Origin of the sequence: Comamonas serinivorans (assembly GCF_002158865.1) — a bacterium.
GTDB lineage: Bacteria > Pseudomonadota > Gammaproteobacteria > Burkholderiales > Burkholderiaceae_C > Comamonas_E > Comamonas_E serinivorans.
Genome location: NZ_CP021455.1, coordinates 1,248,079 through 1,267,116, shown reverse-complemented (window position 1 = coordinate 1,267,116; position 19,038 = coordinate 1,248,079). Strand labels below are relative to the sequence as shown.

At 70.3% G+C, this 19,038-nt stretch carries 12 protein-coding genes and 1 tRNA gene; 5 read left to right on the top strand and 8 right to left on the bottom strand.

Translation table 11 applies throughout. From position 1 onward, the window contains the following. Positions 1 to 87: 87 nt before the first annotated feature. Complete coding sequence (locus CCO03_RS05360; protein WP_087278222.1) at positions 88 to 1,899, bottom strand: bifunctional protein-serine/threonine kinase/phosphatase; 1,812 nt, start codon at positions 1,897 to 1,899, stop codon at positions 88 to 90. Positions 1,900 to 2,304: 405 nt separating this feature from the next. On the opposite strand from CCO03_RS05360, the gene CCO03_RS05355 reads away from it, so the two are divergent. The 3 genes from CCO03_RS05355 to CCO03_RS05345 all read left to right on the top strand — a co-directional run bounded on the left by CCO03_RS05355 (position 2,305) and on the right by CCO03_RS05345 (position 7,795). Then, a complete protein-coding gene (locus tag CCO03_RS05355) occupies positions 2,305 to 6,534 on the top strand; it encodes a sulfite reductase subunit alpha (RefSeq protein ID WP_087278219.1) in 4,230 nt (1,409 codons plus the stop codon). Positions 6,535 to 6,770: 236 nt separating this feature from the next. Then, positions 6,771 to 6,844 (top strand) — tRNA-Gly (locus CCO03_RS05350). A 201-nt stretch (positions 6,845 to 7,045) separates the two neighbouring features. Continuing rightward, positions 7,046 to 7,795 carry an SDR family oxidoreductase gene (locus CCO03_RS05345; protein ID WP_087278216.1) on the top strand — a complete coding sequence of 250 codons (750 nt, stop codon included), beginning with the start codon at positions 7,046 to 7,048 and terminating at the stop codon, positions 7,793 to 7,795. 120 nt (positions 7,796 to 7,915) lie between these two features. Here the strand turns inward: CCO03_RS05345 and CCO03_RS05340 are convergent, their stop codons facing one another. The 4 genes from CCO03_RS05340 to CCO03_RS05325 all read right to left on the bottom strand — a co-directional run bounded on the left by CCO03_RS05340 (position 7,916) and on the right by CCO03_RS05325 (position 10,852). Continuing rightward, the gene (locus CCO03_RS05340; RefSeq protein WP_418236050.1) at positions 7,916 to 8,527 is read right to left on the bottom strand and encodes a LysE family translocator; all 612 of its coding nucleotides are present in this window, start codon (positions 8,525 to 8,527) and stop codon (positions 7,916 to 7,918) included. Between the two features lie 26 nt (positions 8,528 to 8,553). After that, entirely contained in the window at positions 8,554 to 9,174 is a 621-nt protein-coding gene (locus CCO03_RS05335) for a glutathione S-transferase family protein (protein ID WP_087278214.1), read from the bottom strand. 19 nt (positions 9,175 to 9,193) lie between these two features. Then, a complete protein-coding gene (locus tag CCO03_RS05330) occupies positions 9,194 to 9,793 on the bottom strand; it encodes an ATP-dependent Clp protease proteolytic subunit (protein ID WP_087278211.1) in 600 nt (199 codons plus the stop codon). A 234-nt stretch (positions 9,794 to 10,027) separates the two neighbouring features. Continuing rightward, on the bottom strand, positions 10,028 to 10,852 hold the full coding sequence (locus tag CCO03_RS05325) for a dienelactone hydrolase family protein (RefSeq protein ID WP_087278209.1): 825 nt from the start codon (positions 10,850 to 10,852) through the stop codon (positions 10,028 to 10,030). A 104-nt stretch (positions 10,853 to 10,956) separates the two neighbouring features. Between CCO03_RS05325 and CCO03_RS05320 the strand changes: the two genes are divergently transcribed. Together CCO03_RS05320 and CCO03_RS05315 are read left to right on the top strand one after the other, a co-directional pair. After that, the gene (locus CCO03_RS05320; RefSeq protein WP_087278206.1) at positions 10,957 to 11,979 is read left to right on the top strand and encodes a GlxA family transcriptional regulator; all 1,023 of its coding nucleotides are present in this window, start codon (positions 10,957 to 10,959) and stop codon (positions 11,977 to 11,979) included. Positions 11,980 to 12,200: 221 nt separating this feature from the next. Next, positions 12,201 to 12,572, top strand: a complete 372-nt coding sequence (locus CCO03_RS05315) for a hypothetical protein (RefSeq protein WP_087278203.1) — start codon at positions 12,201 to 12,203, stop codon at positions 12,570 to 12,572. Between the two features lie 534 nt (positions 12,573 to 13,106). On the opposite strand, the gene CCO03_RS05310 is transcribed toward CCO03_RS05315, so the two are convergent. From CCO03_RS05310 to cobN, 3 genes are all read right to left on the bottom strand, one after another. Then, positions 13,107 to 13,646 carry a vWA domain-containing protein gene (locus CCO03_RS05310; RefSeq protein WP_087278200.1) on the bottom strand — a complete coding sequence of 180 codons (540 nt, stop codon included), beginning with the start codon at positions 13,644 to 13,646 and terminating at the stop codon, positions 13,107 to 13,109. A 158-nt stretch (positions 13,647 to 13,804) separates the two neighbouring features. Beyond that, positions 13,805 to 15,133 (bottom strand): magnesium chelatase ATPase subunit I, encoded by a 1,329-nt coding sequence (locus CCO03_RS05305; protein ID WP_087278197.1) that lies wholly within the window; start codon positions 15,131 to 15,133, stop codon positions 13,805 to 13,807. Further along, positions 15,126 to 19,037 carry a cobaltochelatase subunit CobN gene (cobN, locus tag CCO03_RS05300; protein ID WP_087278195.1) on the bottom strand — a complete coding sequence of 1,304 codons (3,912 nt, stop codon included), beginning with the start codon at positions 19,035 to 19,037 and terminating at the stop codon, positions 15,126 to 15,128. The genes CCO03_RS05305 and cobN overlap by 8 nt, the downstream gene beginning before the upstream one ends. Position 19,038: the final 1 nt, after the last annotated feature.

Below are 19,038 nucleotides of genomic sequence, written 5' to 3'. Positions count from 1 at the left end.
GCATGGCGCAGTATGGCCAGATCGCCGATCACATCCAATCGGCGATGAGGCCATACTGCACAGGTCTTTCAACAGCCGTCAGCAGACTCATCGCGGCAGGAACAGCAGCCAGTAGACCAGCACGGCGTTGAGCAGCGCGCTGAACAGGCAGGCCAGCTTCCAGCCCAAGGCCGGATCGCGCACCGACAGCGGACTGGGCGCCGGCAGGGCCAACGGCCGCGCCGCACCACGTTCCAGGGCCAGCAACAGCTCCTCGGCCGTTTCAAACCGCTGCGCCGGCGAGCGCGCGACGGCCTTGAGCACGATGGCGTCCAGCCAGATCGGCACCTGCGGGTTGTGCCGGCTGGGCGGCACGGGGTCGCGCCAGTAGCGCCCGCGCTGGTAGGCGATGACCTCGCCATAGGGCAGGCGGCCCGTCAGCAGCTGGTACAGCGTCACCCCCAGGGCGAACAGGTCGCTGCCTGCGTCGGCCGGCGCGGGCGGGTCGTCCCACTGCTCGGGGTTGACGTAGCTGGCCGTGCCCGCGTGCAGGGCGCGCACGGCCGCCGGTTCGCGCCCGGTCAGCGCAACGCCCAGGTCCAGCAGCCGCAGCACGCCATCTGGGCCACACAGCAGGTTGGCGGGCTTCACGTCGCGGTGGACCACGCCCTGCCGGTGCAGGCTGCCCAGGATGCGGGCCGCCTGCTGCGCCAGGCTCACGACCTGGACCACCGCGGGCCGATGACGCCGCGCCAACCACTGCGCCAGCGTCTCGCCGTCCACCCAGTCGTACAGCAGGTAGAAGGCCGAGGGCGATGCCGATGCCGATGCCGATGCCGATGCCGATGCCGAGGGCGAAGGCACGGGCTGCGGCAACGCCGACTCCCCAGGCACCGCCGTCGCGGCCAGGGCGACCTCGGCCAGCGTGTGCACGCGCACCAGGTGCGGGGCGGCTGGCCCCGTCTGCAGGTGGCGGGCCACCCAGGCCTCGTGCGCCAGCGCGGCCCACTCCTCGCGGTCATGGGCGCGCTGAGTGTGCAGGGTCTTGAGCGCGTAACGTCGGCCGCTGCGCCCGTCGTGCACGCGGTAGACGCGGTAGACGCGGTAGACGCCACTGTCGGCCACCAGGGCCTCGACGTGCAGCCCGTCGATCACGCTGCCCGGCTGCAGCAGCGGCAAGGGCGGCAGGGCCTGGGCCTGGCGCGTGATGTCGTCCAGCGTGGCGTCCTGCACGCCCTGCACGCGCACCACCAGGGCCGTGAGGTTGTCGCGGCTGCCCTGCTGCCACGCGGCGTCGGCCAGGTGCTCGGCCAGGGATTGGGCACCGCCGGCCTCGCCCACCCGCCGCGCGATCTGGCGCGGCGTGAGCACGTTGTGCACGCCATCGGACAGCAGCACGAACACGTCGCCCGGCAGCACCTCGCCCTGGCGGTAGTCGATGGCGATGCGGTCTTCCAGCCCCAGCGCACGCGACAGCCGGTGCGCAAAGTCCGTGCCGCCCATCACGTGGTCGTCGGTGAGCTGCTCGAGCTGGCCCTGGCGCAGCAGGTAGGCCCGGGTGTCGCCCACGTGCGCGAGCGTGAAGCTCTGGCCGCTCAGCACCAGCGCCGTCAGCGTGGTGAGCCCGTAGGCCGGCTGGCGCCGCCGGTTGATGCCGTGCAGCCAGGCGTTCTGCGCGCCGATGAGGCGGTCGAGCGCCACCGTGGGCTCCCAGGTGGCGGGCGTGCAAAAGAAGTCGCGCACCAGGCTGGCCACGCTGGTCTGCGCGGCCTCGCGGCCCCGGCCGCCGGCGCTCACGCCATCGGCAATGGCGGCCACCACGCGGGTGTGGTCGTCCGCGGGCTGCACGGCGGCGAAGTCCTCGTTGTGGGGCGCGCGCCCGGCCCGGGAGACCAGGCCGATGTCGAGTTCAAACGGCATGAGGGTGATGAAGGTAATGCACCGCAAGGTCGCGACGTGCACGGGCTCGGTGCGGCATGCCCTGTTGCAGGGGGCAGCTGCCCAGAAAACGGCCCGCTCAGGGCACCTGGCACCCGCAAGCACGCACCGTGCCGGTGTGCGGCCGGGCGCCATGGCCTGGCACAAAACCTGCATCGGTTTGGGTGACGAAGCGGACCCACCCTGCCCTCGTCAACCTGGACAAAGGCGTCCGTGACCTGCCGGCCCCCATGAGGGCGGCACGCGTTGCGGGCGCCTTGTGTGTTTCACGACCCGCGAGCGGCCACCCGCTGCCCGCCCGCCCAAGGAGGCCGCATGCCACACGCTCACCCCACCCCCCCTGCGCGGCACTGCCGCGCGGCCCGGCCGGGCGCCTGAGGACCGGCCATGGCTTGCGAAGTCTCGTCCGTGTGCCCCTACTGCGGCGTGGGCTGTGGCATGACGCTGCACGTCGACCAGGAGCAGGTGGTGAAGGTGTCCGGCCTCAAGACACACCCGACCAACTTTGGCCGCCTGTGCACCAAGGGGGTCAGCAGCGCCCAGGTCCTGCGGCATTCCGGGCGCATGGAAACGGCGTTCACGCGCCTGGACCGCCAGCGCGAACCGGTGCAGGTGAGTGTGGATGCCGCCATCACGCAGACCGCCAGGCGCCTGAAGGCGCTGCTGGACCAGCACGGCCCCGACGCGATCTCGTTCTACGTCTCGGGCCAGATGTCGCTGGAGGCCCAGTACCTGGTCAACAAGCTGTGCAAGGGCTACATCGGCACCAACCAGATCGAGTCGAACTCACGCCTGTGCATGGCCAGCGCCGGCAGCGGCTACAAGCTCTCGCTCGGCGCCGATGGCCCGCCCGGCTCGTACCAGGACTTCGACCACGCCGATGTGTTCTTCGTCATCGGCGCCAACATGGCCGACTGCCACCCCATCCTGTTCCTGCGGCTCATGGACCGGGTGAAGGCCGGCGCCAAGCTCATCGTGGTGGACCCGCGCCGCAACACCACAGCCGACAAGGCCCACCTGTACCTGCCGATCCAGCCGGGCACCGACCTCGCCCTGCTGAACGGCCTGCTGCACCTGCTGCACGCCAACGGGCACACCGACCCCGACTTCATCGCCCAGTACACCGAAGGCTGGGATGCCATGCCAGCCTTCTTGGCCGACTACTCACCCGACAAGGTGAGTGCCATCACTGGCCTGCCCGAAGCCGACATCCGGCAGGCCGCGCAGTGGATCGGCGAGGCCGGCGCCTGGATGAGCTGCTGGACCATGGGCCTGAACCAGAGCACCCATGGCACCTGGCACACCAATGCCCTGTGCAACCTGCACCTGGCCACCGGCGCCATCTGCAAGCCCGGCAGCGGCCCGTTTTCGCTGACAGGCCAGCCCAACGCCATGGGCGGGCGCGAGATGGGCTACATGGGCCCCGGCCTGCCCGGCCAGCGCACGGTGCTGGCCGAGGACGACCGTCACTTTGTCGAAGACATCTGGCAGGTGCCGCGCGGCACGCTGCACACCCGCCAGGTGGGCGGCACGGTGGCCCTGTTCGAGCGCATGCAGGCCGGCGACATCAAGGCCTGCTGGGTGATCTGCACCAATCCGGTGGCCTCGGTTGCGAACCGCCAGAACGTGATCGCAGGCCTGCAGCGGGCCGAGCTGGTCATCACCCAGGACGCCTTCCTCGACACCGAAACCAACCGCTACGCCGACATCCTGCTGCCTGGCGCGCTGTGGGCCGAGGCCGAGGGCGTGATGATCAACTCCGAGCGCAACCTGACGCTGATGCAGCAGGCCGTGGCGCCGCCCGGCCAGGCCCTGCCGGACTGGCAGATCATCGCCCGCGTGGCCTGCAAAATGGGCTACGCCGAGGGTTTCAGCCACACCAGCGCCGACGAGGTGTTCGAGGAGATCAAGCGCTTCTGGAACCCCAAGACCGGCTACGACATCCGCGGCGCCAGCCATGCCCGCCTGCGCGAAACGCCGCTGCAATGGCCCTGCCCCCCCGATGACGGGGAGGACCGCCACCCCATCCGCTACCTGAACACCGGCATCAGCCAGGCCCTTCGGGCCGACGAAGCCGGCACGCCGCCGCGCCTGGCGTTTGCCACGCCCAGCGGCAAGGGCGTGTTCTTTGCGCGGCCGCACGGCGACCCGGCCGAGCTGCCGGATGCCGACTTCCCCATGGTGCTGAACACCGGGCGTCTGCAGCACCAGTGGCACACCCTGACCAAGACCGGCAAGGTGCCCAGCCTGAACAAGCTCAACCCCGGCCCCTTCGTCGAGCTGCACCCCGACGACGCGACCACGCTCGGCATCCAGGGCCGCGACCGCGTCGAAATCCGCTCGCGGCGCGGGCGCGCGGTGCTGCCGGCCGTGGTCACCGACCGCGTGCAGCCGGGCCAGTGCTTTGCACCGTTCCACTGGAACGACGTCCATGGCGAACACCTGGCCATCAACGCCGTGACCAGCGACGCCATCGACCCGCTGTCGCAACAGCCCGAATTCAAGTTCAGCGCCGTGGCACTGCGCCGCCTGCCGCCCGAGCCCGTGCAGGCGACCGAGGCCCGCGCCGCCGCGCCTCAGCCCAGGCCACAGGCCGCCACGGTCACCGCCCCACACCCGTCACGGGAGCACCACACCATGCAAACCCAAGCCCTGTCCCAATTGCTGGGCCTACCGACCGCGCCCATGCCCACGCTGGAGCCGCACGAGCAGCTCTACCTGCAAGGCTTCATCACCGGCCTGCACAGCGACGACGCCCGCGAGCGAGGCGGCGTGCCCTTGTTGCCGCCGACCGCCCCGCTGGCGCCCGGCAAGCGCGCGCTGGTGGACGGCATCCTGGCCGGCCTGTTCTCGCGCACCTGGCTGCCCGCCGGCGCTCTGGCACCGGCTGCCGACCTCCACCCCGCGCCGACCCTGCCCCCGGCGCCCATGCCGGCCACGCAGGTGACCGTGCTCTGGGCCTCGCAGACGGGCAACGCCGAAGGCATCGCCGCCGATTGCGCCCGGCAACTCGAGCAGCAGGGCTGCCAGGTCACGCTGGCCAGCATGGACGCCTGGGCGATCGACCAGCTGCCCGCCGGCGGCCACCTGCTGCTGATCACCAGCACCTTTGGCGACGGCGAGGCGCCCGACAACGGCGCGCCCCTCTGGCAGGCGCTGCAGGCGGACACAGCCGGTCGGCTGAGCGGCTACCGCTACGCGGTGCTCGCGTTCGGCGACCGCAGCTACGACCAGTTCTGCGGCTTTGGCCGCCAGCTGGACGACCGCCTGGCCGTGCTGGGCGCGCAGCGGCTGGTGGCCCGCGTCGATTGCGAAGCCGACGACACGGCAGCCACCGCCGGCTGGCTGGCCTCGGTGCGGCAGGCGCTGGGCGATTCGCAGCCCGGCGCCCAACCCTCACCCCCTGCCCCCGCCACGCCGGTCCATGCCCCCGCGCCCCTCGCCGCACAGCACGCACCCGCTGCACCCGCGTCAGGCACGGCTGGCGTCAACGCCCACACCGGCAACCGGACCCACCCGCTGCACGCCCGGCTGCTGGCCAACCGCGTGCTGAACGGCCCGGGGTCGGGCAAGGAGACCCGTCAGATCGTCTTCGACCTGGCCGACACCGGCCTGCAGTACGAAGCCGGCGATGCCCTGGGCGTGCGCCCCACCAACTGCCCCGAGCTAGTGGCCGACACGCTGGCCGCGCTCCGGCTGCCCGGCCACGCGCCCGTCGGCGTGACCGGCCTGGGCGAATTGCCGCTGTCCGAAGCGCTGCTGCGCCACCACGACATCACCAAGGTCACGCCCGCGCTGCTGGGCTTCATCCAGCAACGCTCGGGCAGCGCCATGCTTGCCGAGCTGCTGCAGCCCGAACGCGCCCGCGACCTGCGGTCCTGGCTCTGCGGGCGCCAGCTCATCGACCTGCTCGAGGCCTTCCCCATCGAGGTCGCGGCCCAGGACTGGGTCGCTGCGCTCGGGCGGCTGCAGCCCCGGCTGTACTCCATCTCGTCCAGCCCAAAGGCCCAGCGCAACGAGGTGCACCTCACCGTCTCGGCCGTGCGCTACGGCCAGTCCGGCAAGCCCCGGCGCGGCGTGTGCTCCACCTTCCTGGCCGATCGCGCCAGCGAGGCCGAGGTGCCGATCTTCGTGCAGCCGTCCACCCACTTCCGCCCGCCCGCGGCGTCCGACACGCCCGCCATCATGATCGGGCCCGGCACCGGCGTGGCGCCGTTCCGGGGCTTTTTGCACGAGCGCCGTGCGCGCGGCCACACCGGCCGCAACTGGCTGTTCTTTGGCGAGCAGCACGCGGCCACCGACTTCTACTACCAGGACGAACTGCAAGCCATGCACCACGACGGCCTGCTCACCCGGCTCAGCCTCGCCTTCTCGCGCGACCAGGCCGACAAGGTCTACGTGCAGGACCGCATGCGCGAGCACGGTGCGCAGCTGTGGGCCTGGCTGCAGGACGGCGCGCAGCTCTACGTCTGCGGCGACGCCTGCCGCATGGCCAAGGACGTCGATCAGGCGCTGCGCGACCTCATCCAGCAGCACGGCGGCCTGAGCGCCGAGCAGGCCCAGGCCCACGTGCAGGCACTGAGCCGCAACAAGCGCTACGTGCGCGATGTGTATTGAGACACAACTGCAGTATCCACCGCTTCTCGTTCACTAAAAAATATCAATGAACTCATACTGCCACCCATCGGTGTCAGCACGAGGGCCACGCGCACCAGTGTGCTCGCGGCAATCAGCCCTCGCCCAGCCCGTCATGCCCAGCGGCGCGTTGACGTGCAACGGGCGCAGCACGGCTGCCGCTGCTAGAATCGCGGCTTCGCTGATCGGGCCGGTGCCGGGTCGGCGAAACACCTTCAGCGGGTGTAGTTCAATGGTAGAACGGCAGCTTCCCAAGCTTCATACGAGGGTTCGATTCCCTTCACCCGCTCCAGTTCAGGCTTTCAGAAAGCCCCGGAACCTCTCAAAACCCGCATGGCACAAGGCTTTGCGGGTTTTTTGTTTCACGATGAGTCCCGCCATCGCTGTCCTGCCTTGACCCAGCCCCCCCTGTTTGACAGCAAGAAACGGAGTTCCGGGCAAGGTCAGGACCCATACGATGCCCACTTTCAATGGGATACGAAGGGAATCTCTCATGGCTTTGCTTGATGGAAAAGTGGCCGTCGTCACTGGTGCGTCCTCTGGTATCGGACGTGCGATCGCGTCGATGTTTGCCGCGCACGGGGCGGCGGTCATCCTCACCGCCAGACGCGAAGCCCTGCTCAACGACGTCGCTGACGTGATCCGGCAGAACGGTGGCCGCGCCGAGGTTGTGGCGGGGGATGTTGGGCGTCCTGAAACTCATGAGCAGGTGATCGAGGCAGCGATGAGCAAATTCGGTGGACTCGACATGGCGATCAACAATGCCGGCATCGTCGGTGCCCTCAAACCGCTGGCTGAGATGACGCCAGAGGAATGGCAGGTCACGTTGGAGACGAACCTCACGGCAGCCTTCCTGGGTGCTCGTAGCCAGATTCCGGCGATGCTCACTCGCGGTGGCGGCTCGATTGTTTTCACATCGAGCTTCGTGGGCACCAGTGCAGGCCTGCCCGGCATGGCGGCCTATGGCGCCTCGAAAGCGGGGCTGATGGGTTTGGTGAAGGGCATCACCGCCGACTATGCAACTCAAGGCATACGGGCGAATGCGCTGCTGCCGGGCGGAACCGATACCGAGATAGCAGGAGACCAAAGCACCAAAGACTGGGCTGCGGGGTTGCACGCCATGAAGCGACTCGCTCGGCCGGAAGAAATTGCGTCCTCTGCGCTCTTTCTTGCGAGTCCCATGTCGAGTTTCGTCACAGGATCAGCCTTGTACGCCGATGGTGGCAATGCTGCCGTGAAGTAACCGCAGGCGGCTCCCAAGGGAACGCGGCTTCCACGGCCTCAGTCGAAGCGCTGCACGTCGAGCCCGTGCCGGGCACTTTGACCAGGACGCAATCCCTGTTGCCTGGAGAGCATGTCGTTGTCACGCGGCGTGACCGAATAGCAGCGGATACAAGGACAGCACGAGCAGCACGGCCATCGCGATGTTGAAGATGCGCAGGTGCCGCCGGTCCGTGAGCCAGCGGCGCAGCGTCGTCCCAAAGACGGCCCAAACAGCGACGCTGGGCGCATTGACGGCGGCATAGAGGACCGCGATGGCGATCACCGCCACCCCCCCGCCCTCGGCGGGCGCATAGGTGGCGATGGCGCCAATGGCCATGATCCACGCCTTGGGGTTGACCCACTGGAAGGCGGCAGCCTTCCAGAAGCCGAACGGCCGGCCTGGCGCGGCCGTGTCCTGCAACGGCTGCGCGGTCGCAATCTGCCAGGCAAGCCAGAGCATGTAGATCGCACCGACCACGCGCAACGCGGTATACAAAGACGGCCAGGCAAGAAACAGGCGGCTAAATCCTGCCCCCACACCCAACACCATTGCCGCAAAGCCGATGCTGATGCCCAGGATGTGCGGCACGCTGCGGGCAAACCCATGGTTGAGCCCCGAAGCGAGCAACATGGTGTTGTTGGGACCGGGCGTGATGGAGGTCACGAACGCATAGGTCACGAAAGCCAGAAGCAGATCAGGTTGCATGGGCATGATCGCGGTGGACAAGGCCGATCGGCTCACGGTACGCCGATGCAGTGTGCGATGAATCCGCTGCGCCGTTCGATGCGCTGGTAATAGGTGTCCACCGCATCCAGGTGGGGATGCTCGAAGGGCGTCTGGTACCAGCGATGGACCGACAGTCCAATGGCGATGTCCGCCAGGCTGAAGTTTTCTCCCGCGACGTAGGCCCCCGTGTCAACCAGCCGGCCCTCCAACACGCGCATGAACCGATGCCAGTCGTCCAGGGATCGCTGCACCTGCCGGACGTCTGCGTGTTCTGGCGAGCGCCGAACCAATGCCATGAAAGCATGGCTCCACGCACGGTTGAGGTCCGACGCCTGCCAGTCCAGCCACTGGTCGACACGGGCGCGCGCCACGGCACCGTGTGGGTACAACGCACCGTCGTCGTGACGATTGGCAAGGTAGCGCAGGATGCTGTTCGATTCCCACAGCACGAAGTCTCCGTCGATCAGCACCGGCACCATCGCGTTCGGGTTGAGCGCCTTGAACGTGTCCGTGTTCACATCGTGGTAGCCGCTGCCCCAGTCTTCCCGCTGGAACGGCAGGCCGAGTTCGGCACAAGCCCACAGGACCTTGCGAACGTTGATGGAGGATCGTTTTCCCAGGATTTTGAGCATGTGCTGTTCCAACAGTGCGTCAGGCGGGTTCGAGCTCCTCGCGGCGCTGGATGACGCGCGACACGAGTCCGTAGGACAGCGCTTCTTCGGCGGGCATCCACAGGTCGCGCTCGATGTCCTTCAGCACGCGCTCAAGAGGCTGACCTGTCTCGCGTGCGATGACTTGGGCGATGCGTTCCCGGGCCTGGATGATCTCCCTGGCCTGGATCGCGATGTCGCTTGCGGGGCCGCCGGCACCGCCGCTCGGCTGGTGAATCAGAAAACGGGTCTGCGGCAGGCAGAAGCGCCGCTCGCGTGATGCCCCTAGGTAGAGGTGGGTCGCCGCGCTGCCCACCCACCCCGTGCCCACCATGTTGACGGGTGAAGCAACGAAGCGCACGACATCATGGATCGCATCACCCGATTCGAGATGGCCTCCCGGAGAAGACACGATCATGGTGATTGGCGCGCTGGATTCCGCATCCAGCGCCAGGAGCTTACGGACGGTTTCCGAGGCCAGCGCATCCGTCACGGTCCCGAACACGAGCACTGTCCGTGCGCGAAAGGCCTTCTCTTCAAGAAAGGTGCCGGCGCTTCCTGGTTGAGCGACCGGTGGTGATGCTGTATGGCTGGCGAACATGGATGGGAACTCCGGAAGTCATGGGCGGTGCACAAGTCGCGCGAAAGGCACAGCAGCAGGATAAGACCTCAGGTTAACTTGAGGTCAAGCGGCGTGTCGGACTACCCGGACACGCTGTTGGCAACAAGCCACGTTCTCGCAAGGTGAGCCAGCTGAATGACAGCGTCATGCTGGGGTCCTCATCGCGGGGTGAAGGGACCGCGTCGGCCGCATGAGTGCGCGCTGAAGCGCACCCTAGCCTTTCCGCAAGCGCTGCGCGAAAAAGCCCAGCATCTCGTCACGCGCCGCCACGGTCGGCTGGCCTGCCTCGTCGATCAGGTGCGCCGTCACCACGCTGTGCGGGCTGGCCACCACTTGCGCAAAGAAAGGCGGCGTCACCGTGTTGGCCGCACTGTCGGGCAGCACCCGCGCCACGAAGCGGTCACCCAGCGCCTGCGCGAAGGCGGCGAAGCGTTCGGCCCGGCAGTGGCGATCACCCTCGAAGCGGTAGGCCAGAACGGTCAGGTCTTCGCGCCGCAGGCGTTCGCCCACAACCGCCAGTTCCTCGGGGGCGATGTTCATCGCCGCCGGCTTGTCCATGGGCAGCGAAGGCTGGCACATCACCGGCGCCAGCATCGCGGGCTCCAGCATCATCGACAGCGCGAAATTGCCGGTGAAACACATGCCGATCGCGCCCACGCCCGGCCCACCGCATTCGGCATGCGCCTGCCGTGCCAGCGCGCGCAGCCATTGCGTGACCGGGTGCGACTCGTTGGCCGCGAAAGCGCGGAACTCGGCGCTCACGCAGGCGCGCCTGAACACCGCCACGCCTTCCTCGGCGTCCGGCACCGCGCCGTCACGCCCGAACAGCGAAGGCATGTAGACGGTGAATCCGGCATCGCGCACCCAGCGGGCAAAGCGCGCGACGTGCGGGCTGATGCCGGGCATCTCGGTCATCACGATCACGGCCGGACCGTTGCCGGCCACATGCACCACCTTCTCCACGCCGTCTAGCGTGATGCGGCGGGGCGTGAAATCGTCCAGCGAGTCGTCTTCGTCCAGCCTGCGGGCGGTGGCCATGGTGTGTCCTTTTTGGGCAGTGAAACGGGTATTGGAGCCCTGAGGCACGCAAAATGACAGTGTCTGTTCCGTCTCTTTCCGGGCCTTATCCGACAGCCTTTGACATGCACGACTTCACCATCCTGGCGCTGGACGACGCCTATGCCAGCAGCCTCGCCGCCACCCTCGACATCCTGGTCGCCGCGCGGGCCCTCGCGCCACGCCTGGGCGTGCCGGTGCCGCGCTGGCGACTGTGCGCCCCCGAACCTGGCCTGGTGCGGCTGCAGGGCGGGATGCAGGTCGAGGCGACGAGGCTACCTGTGCGTGCACGCGACGACCGCTCCACCTGGGTGCTGCCTGGCCTGGGCCTGAACACCACCGCCGCCATCACGCAGCGGCTGGCCCGACCCGACACCGCGGCGCTGGCGCGGCGCATCGCGCGCCATGTGCAGGGCGGGGGGCGGGTCGTCGCCTCATGCTCCTCGGTGTTCTTGCTGCAGCCGGCCGGGCTGCTGGCGGGGCGTCGCGCCACCACCTCGTGGTGGCATGCACCCTTGCTGCAGCGGCTGGCACCCGGCTGCACGGTCGATGCCGACCGCATGGTCTGCGCCGACGGCCCCATCACCACCGCTGGTGCCGCTTTCGCGCAGACCGACCTGATGCTGCACCTGCTGCGCGCGCACGGCGGCGCCGCGCTGGCCGATGCGGTGTCGCGCATGCTGCTGATCGACGGCCGCCAGGCGCAGGCGCCCTACATCGTGGCCGAGGTGCTGGCCAACGGCGACAGCCTGGTGGCACAGCTGGCTGCGCGTGTTGAGGCAGCGCTGCCCAACCCGCCCAGCGTGGCTGCCCTGGCCGAGGCCTTTTGCATGTCGGAGCGCACCCTGTCGCGCCGCATCCGCCAGGCCACTGGCAAGAGCACCCTGGCCCTGGTGCAAAGCGTGCGGCTGCGGCGCGCCCGCGCGCTGCTCGAAGGCAGCCGCATGACGGTGGACCAGGTGGCCGAGGCGGTCGGCTACCAGGATGCCACCGCGCTGCGACGGCTGATGAAGAAGGTTGCCGGCGCCAACCCCAGCCGCTACCGCCCCGCGACGATGGCCGCAGCTTGCGACGACGGCATCGCAGCACCTGCGCGCCAGCCGGGCTAGTGTGGGCACGCCCTGGTTCTCGGATTGCGCCTGACCATGGGTTTCAAGATCACGGTGCGCGGCGGGCGTCGTCCGAGTCGTCGAGTTGAGCGCGGATTGCGCCTCTCACCCCTCCACGGCCGACACGCTGCCCGAGTCCGCCGCCGAGCGCCGGCGCCGCACGCGCGATGCCATGGAGGCCGCCTTGTCCGACGTCATCCCTGCTGGGCACCGAGGAGCCAGTGTGCCTGGCCGCCACCGCCGCGCAGGACATGGTGGCCGGCCGCAGCGTGCAACTGGCGCCCCTGGTGCACGCCTTGCGCGCCGTCATCCGCAGCGCGCTGGACCTGGAGCCGGTGCCTGCCAATGTGGTCGTGCCCGACCCGGGACCGCTGCGCCCCAGCCCGGCAGGCGGCGGCGCGCGCAATGGCCGCAACACCGGCCCTGCAAGCGGTGCGGGTGGGCGCGGGGGCGGTGCGGGGGCGCGGACGGTGCCGGACTGGGCATGGGGGCCGGCCTGCACCTCGGCCATCGGCAGGCGGACGAGCAAGCCTGAGGCCGCGCACCCAGGCAAGCCGATCGACGTGGAGGTCGCCACGGGCCCTTCTGTCTGACCAACGCCGGCTGATGGTTTGGCCAACGCACGGGGAAACGCCATCAAGATGCGGTCGGCAATGGGTGCCGGCCAGCGGTCGGCCATGCCGGCCACCGCGTTCTGATGGGCTGATGGGCTGATGGGCTGATGGGCTGATGGGCTGATGGGCTGATGGGCTGATGGGTCAGGTCAGGTCAGGTCATCACTATGTTCAGCAGTATGGTTCAAATTCCGATGATTTGACATCGACAACCCATGTATACTGCATCGACCTGATGACAACATCGGCCCATGAAAGCCAGCACCCGGGCCAGCCACCGCGCCGCCGATCGCAGCCTGCCCGCTGAAGCGACCGGGCCTGCGGTGGCCAGCTTGCCCACTCGGCCGCTGGGACAGCCGCGGCCCTCGGCCAGGCTTGGTCAAGCACGCCAGGCGGTGCGGTACACGCGCTGCCCAACCCGCGCCGGCCGGCCGTCGGTGGCACAAGCGGCCTACTCGGCCCGCACGCCATCGCGACGAACCGGCTGGCCTTGGCCGCCCACAGGCGGACAGCTCATGCGGCCGGCAAGGCGAGGTAGCGCGCCTGCCAATGCTCGGCCAGCAGCCGCGCGCCTGGCAGCCGGCGGTGCGGCGGCGCCTGGTCCACATCGAGCACGTGGATCACGTCGCAACCTTGCGGCGCGGCGGGCCGCTCGTGCACGCGGCCATCGCTCAACAGCCACAGGCAGCACACCGCGGGGCGCGCCTGCTGCACCACGGCCTGCGCCAGATCGACGGCGGCCTGCAGCGGGGTGCCGCCACCACCGGTCAGGGGTTCCACCCAGTCGCCATTGAACCAGCCTGACTGCTGAGGCCATACTTCAACACCCGCATGTTGCCCGCCAAAGCGGATCAGGCCCACGTCGCGCCGCGCGCGATAGGCCTCGTCCATGAGCGCAATGCCCAGGCCCTTGGCCAGCGCCAGCGCACCGGACTGCACCATGGACGCCGAGCAATCGAGCAGCAACAGGTCCAGCACGCGCGGCGGCGGCCGGTCGTCGCGCCAGTGCAGCTGCCAGGGCTGGTACAAGGCCGCGTCGAGCGGGCGCTGCACCAGGCTGCGCGGCCAGTCGATGCGCGCGCCCGCGCCGGGCGTGCCGCGCTGGACAGACGCAGGCGTCGCCCGGCCCGCCGACGCGGCCCTGAGCGGCCCGGATGCCCGCCCCCGCCCTGCCCCGGCCCGCGCTGCGCGCGGGGGGCCAACGCGGGGGCTCAGGCTTTTTTTGGCGGGTCTTCGGCGACGGCCTGCGACAGCGTCTGCAGCCACCGCTGCAGCAAAGGATTGGCCGCGGTGGCGCTGGGGACGGGTTCAGCCGCCAGCCCGCCCCAATCGGCCTGACCGGACGACGGCCCCTGGCCCGCATCCGATGGTTCCACGCCTGACTCCCCGCCAGCGGGCGGTGCCGCATCGCGCTGGACGGCGCCTGGCTCACCCGCATCGGGTCCGCCCCCGGGCGTGGTCGGCTGAGGCTGGCTGGCCGGGGGCTGGCCAGCGTCGGATGGCGGTGGCGCGGGCGTCGGCGCCTGCGGCGCGGCGGGCGGCGGCGACGCCGGGCGTGCTGCAGCGGGCGCCGGCGCCTCGCCCGCCGCGCGGCGGTGGCGCAGCACCAGTTCGGCCACCTGCGCCACATGCGCGGGCGTGACCTGAAGGGCTTGCGCCTTGGCGGCAGTGTCAGCAGCGTCGGCCATGTCAACGGCCGCCGCCTCCCAGGCAGCCTGCGCGGTGGCGGCGCGCAGCATCACGATGTCGGCGCGCAGGCCATCCACCGCCGCCGCGATGCCGCGCTGGGCCACGTCGGCCCAGGCCGCGTCCAAGACCTCGACCGGGCCGGCCAACGCCGCGCGGGCGCGCGCCAGCCGCCGGGCCAGCGCCTGCTGGCGCTGCGCGTGCTGCTGAACAAACGACTGGGGGTCGTGGTCGAACGCGAGCCGCGCGCGCACGATGCGCTGGCGCTGGGCGGCATCGTGCACGTTGCCCACCACCACGCCAAGCCCCAGGCGGTCCAGCAGCTGCGGGCGCAGCCGGCCTTCCTGGGCGTTCATGGTGCCCACCAGCACCCAGCGCGCCGCGTGCTGGTGCGAAATGCCGTCGCGCTCCACGCGGTTGACGCCGCTGGCGGCCACATCGAGCAGCACGTCGACCAGGGCGTCGGGCAGCAGGTTGATTTCATCGACGTACAGCACACCGCCGTGCGCCTTGGCCAGCAGGCCGGGCGCAAAGGCCAGCTGCTGGTGGCTCAGGGCCTGGCCGATGTCCAGGCTGCCGACCAGGTGCTCGATGGTGCAGCCCAGCGGCAGGCTGACGAAAGGGGCCGGCGCCAGCAGCTCGGCCAGGCCGCGCGCGGCTGTGGTCTTGGCCGTGCCGCGCGGCCCCTCGACGACGACGCCGCCGATGCGCGGCTCGATGGCCGTCAGCAGCAAGGCCTGCTGAAGCTCGTCCTGCCCTTCGATGGCCGTGAACGGGAAATGCAGCGGCGGCTCGGCCGGCACCAGGACCGTCGGCGAGCGGCCATCGCGGGTGGGATCACGGGATTCAGGCATGGCGCCCCTCCTGTTCGCCTTCGGCGGCCAGCAACTGGGCCTGCAGCCGCGCCACGGTGTCGGCCTCGGCCGCCCACATGCCGCGCGAGATGGCTTCGAGCAGGCGCGCGTGCATGTCCACCAGCGCCTGGGGGTTGTGACCAGCGATGAAGTCATGCACGGTGGCATCGAACAGGTAGGCCTCGGCCAGGGCCTGGTAGTGGTGGGCGCCCACCACCCGGGCCGTGGCGTCGAAGCCGAACAGGTAGTCCACCGTGGCCGCCATCTCGAACGCGCCCTTGTAGCCATGGCGCATGGCGCCCGCAATCCACTTGGGGTTGGTGACGCGGGCCCGCACGATGCGGCCGATTTCCTCGCGCAGCGGGCGGATGCGGGCGGCCTCGGGGTTGCCGTGGTCGCCGTGGTAAAGCTCGGGCTGCTGCCCGCCGTAGTGGCGCGCCGCCGCCGCCATGCCGCCCTGAAACTGGCTGTATTCGCTCGAGTCGAGCAGGTCGTGCTCGCGGCTGTCCTGGTTCTGCAGCACGATGTGCAGCTGCGCCAGCCGGCGCTGCAGCTCGGGGCCGGCAGGCGCCCCGTGCACCTGCTGGCCATAGGCGTAGGCGCCGGCGCTGACAAAGGCCTGCGCCAGGTCGGCGTCGCCCTCCCACTGGCCCGATTGCAGCAGCGCATGGATGCCGGTGCCGTACCGCCCGGGCGCCGCGCTGAACACGCGCCAGCCGGCGCGCGCGCGGGCCTCGGCCTCACTCAAACCGCCCTGTTGCAGCTGCGCCGCATCGGCCAGGATGCGGGCCCGGATCGGGTTGTCCTCCTCGTCTTCCTCCTGCGCGGCCACGGCCTGCACGGCGGCGTCGAACATCTGCATCACGCCCGGAAAGGCATCGCGGAAGAAGCCCGACACGCGCAGCGTCACGTCCACGCGCGGCCGGTGCAGGCCTACGCGCGGCAGCACCTCGAAGTCGGTCACGCGCTGGCTGCCCGGCGCCCAGATCGGCCGCACGCCGATCAGCGCAAACGCCTGCGCGATGTCGTCGCCCCCGGTGCGCATGGTCGAGGTGCCCCAGACCGACAGGCCCAGCTCGCGCGGGTACTCGCCATGGGTCTGCAGGTAGAGCTCGATCAGGCGCTCGGCCGACTGCAGGCCCAGCTTCCAGGCCGTGGGCGTGGGAATCGCCCGCGTGTCGACGGTGTAGAAGTTGCGCCCCGTGGGCAACACGTCGAGGCGCCCGCGCGACGGCGAGCCGCTGGGCCCGGCCGGCACGAAGCGGCCGCGCAAGGCCTGCGAGAACTGCGCCAGCTCCTGCGGGCCGCAGGCGTCCAGCGCCGGCCCGATCTGCCCCAGCACCCGCCCCAGCACCGCCTGCGTGTGCGGCCAGCCGGCCGCCAGGTCAGGTTGCGCCAACACCTGCAGCGCCAGCAGCTCCAGCCGCTCGCGCGTGTCGCCATGGGTGCGCCAGGCGGCGTCGCTTTGACGCGCCAGCACCTCGGGGCGGGCACCTGACCAGGGCACGGCCGGCTCGATGTCCAGCGGGTTGAACGCCGGCTGCCCGGCCTCGGGTGGCCCCAGCACGTCCAGCGCCAGCGCCTGCAGCAGGCCCATGCGCTCGCCCTGGCCGTCGCCCGCCGGCAGGCGCGCCAGCGCCGCCAGCGTGGACAGGCGTTGTTCACCCGTGGGGGACTGGCCAAAGATGTGCAGCCCGTCGCGGATCTGCGTTTCCTTGAGTTCGCAGAGGTAGGCGTCCACCTGGGCGATGAGCGCGTCGTCTTCGCGTGCCTCGCCGGCCTCGGCCGGCGGGGGGCAGCAGGCGCCGGCCGGGGTGTCCCGCGCCGCTACGGGCCGGCCATCCGCCAGGTCGGCCAGCAAGCCCGTGGCGCGCACGGCCTCGACGATGGCCTGCTTGAGCAACCGGGCGCGGCGCTGGTCCACCAGCAGCGCGTCGTAGTACTCGTCCACCAGGCGCTCCAGGTCCTGCAGCGGGCCATGGCTTTCGGCCCGCGCCAGCGGCGGCATCAGGTGGTCGATGATCACGGCCTGGGTGCGGCGCTTGGCCTGTGCGCCCTCGCCGGGGTCGTTGACGATGAAGGGGTAGAGGTTGGGCAGCGGACCCAGGATGGCATCGGGCCAGCAGGACGCGGACAGCGCCAGGCTCTTGCCGGGCAGCCATTCGAGGTTGCCGTGCTTGCCCACGTGGGCCACGGCGTGGGCGCCAAAGGCCTCGCGCAGCCAGAAGTAGAACGCCAGGTAGTGGTGCGGCGGCACCAGCTCGGCGTCGTGGTAGCTCGCCGCATCGTTGGCCTGCGGCACGCCCGCGGCGGCCAGCGTGCGCGCCGGCTGAATGCCGATGAACACATGGCCCAGGCGGATGCCGGCAATCATGAAACGGCCCTTGCGCACCGCCGGGTCGTCGGCCGGCTCGCCCCACTGCTGCACGATGGCCGCGCGCAGCTCGGCCGGCAGCGAGCGCAGGCGGCGCTCGTAATCGGCCAGCGCGTAGCTCTGGAACGCCGGGCGCAGCGGCCACTGGCGCGCGTCGTTGGCCACGCCGGCGGTCAGCAGCTGCATCAGCTCGTCGCCGTTGGCCGGCCGCAGCGTGGGGTCGCCCAGCGCCAGGCCGTCGCGCTCCAGCTGGGCCAGCAGCCCGATCACGGTGGCCGGCGTGTCCAGCCCCACGCCCGAGCCGATGCGGCCTTCGCTGCCCGGGTAGTTGGCCAGCACCAGCGCCAGCCGCTTGTCGGCCGCGGGCAGGCGGCGCAGGGCCACCCAGGCCGCCGCCAGCTCGGCCACGAAGCGCACGCGGTCCGGCTTGGGCACGTAGCCCAGCACGTCGACCTGGGTCAACAGGCAGTGGTGCGACAGGCCCTTGAAGCTGATGGCGCGCGAGATGATGCGGCCGTCGACCTCGGGCAGCACCACCTGCATGGCAATGTCGCGCGGCCGCAGGCCCTGCGGGTCCTCGGCCCAGTCGGCCTCGCTGTTGCCGCAGGCGATGGCCTGCAGCACGGGCACGTCGCCCACCAGCTCGCCGCCGGCCTCGCCCAGCGCGGCAAACGCGGTGGTGTTGATGACGACCTGCGCGTCGTGTTCAGCGCACAGCGTTTGCAGCACCTGCAGGCAGGTGCTGTCCTTCAGCGACTCCAGCGCCAGCGGCAGCGGGTTCAGGCCGCGCGCCAGCAGCGCATCGGCCAGCGCATCGAAGGCCAGCGTGTTGCCCGCCAGCAGGTGCGCGCGGTAAAACACCAGCACGGCCACGGGGTTGCCCGGCTGCCAGCGGCTGGCTTTCAGCGCATTGACATCACCCAGTATGCCGGGGTTGCCGTTTTCCATCCAACGCAAAGGTACATATACTGCTACCGGTGGATACACCCGCGGTGGTGGTGGCGGCGGGCGAAGCGGTGAGCTGCCGGCCGGCGCCATGCCCTGCGCCAGCACCTGCAAAAACCCCACCGCATTGGCCACGCCGCCGGCGCGCAGGTACTGCCACAGCAGGCGCGCCTGAGCCACGGCCACGGTGCTGCGGGCCAGCAGGTCCGGGTCCTCCTGCTGATCCCCCGAGAACATGACCAGTTGCTGCCCGCGGTCGCGCGCCAGCTGGGTGATGCACTGCATGCCGTAGGTCCAGCTCGAGGCCGCGCCCAGGTGGTCGACCACGACCACGCGGGCCGACGCGAGCACCTCGTCCACGTACAGGTCCAGCGAGGCGTTCTGCCGCAGGTGCAGCAGGTTGACCAGCCGCAGGCCGGGAAAGTCCGGGTCCTGCGCCGCGAGGTGGGTGCGCGCGGCCGACAGCAGGGCCAGCGTGGTGTCGGCCGAGCTGAGGACGACGATCTCGGCCGGGGTCTGGTTCAGGCGCGTGACGATGGCCTCGTCCTCGACGAAGCGGCCCGGCTGGGTGCTCAGCAGGTGCATG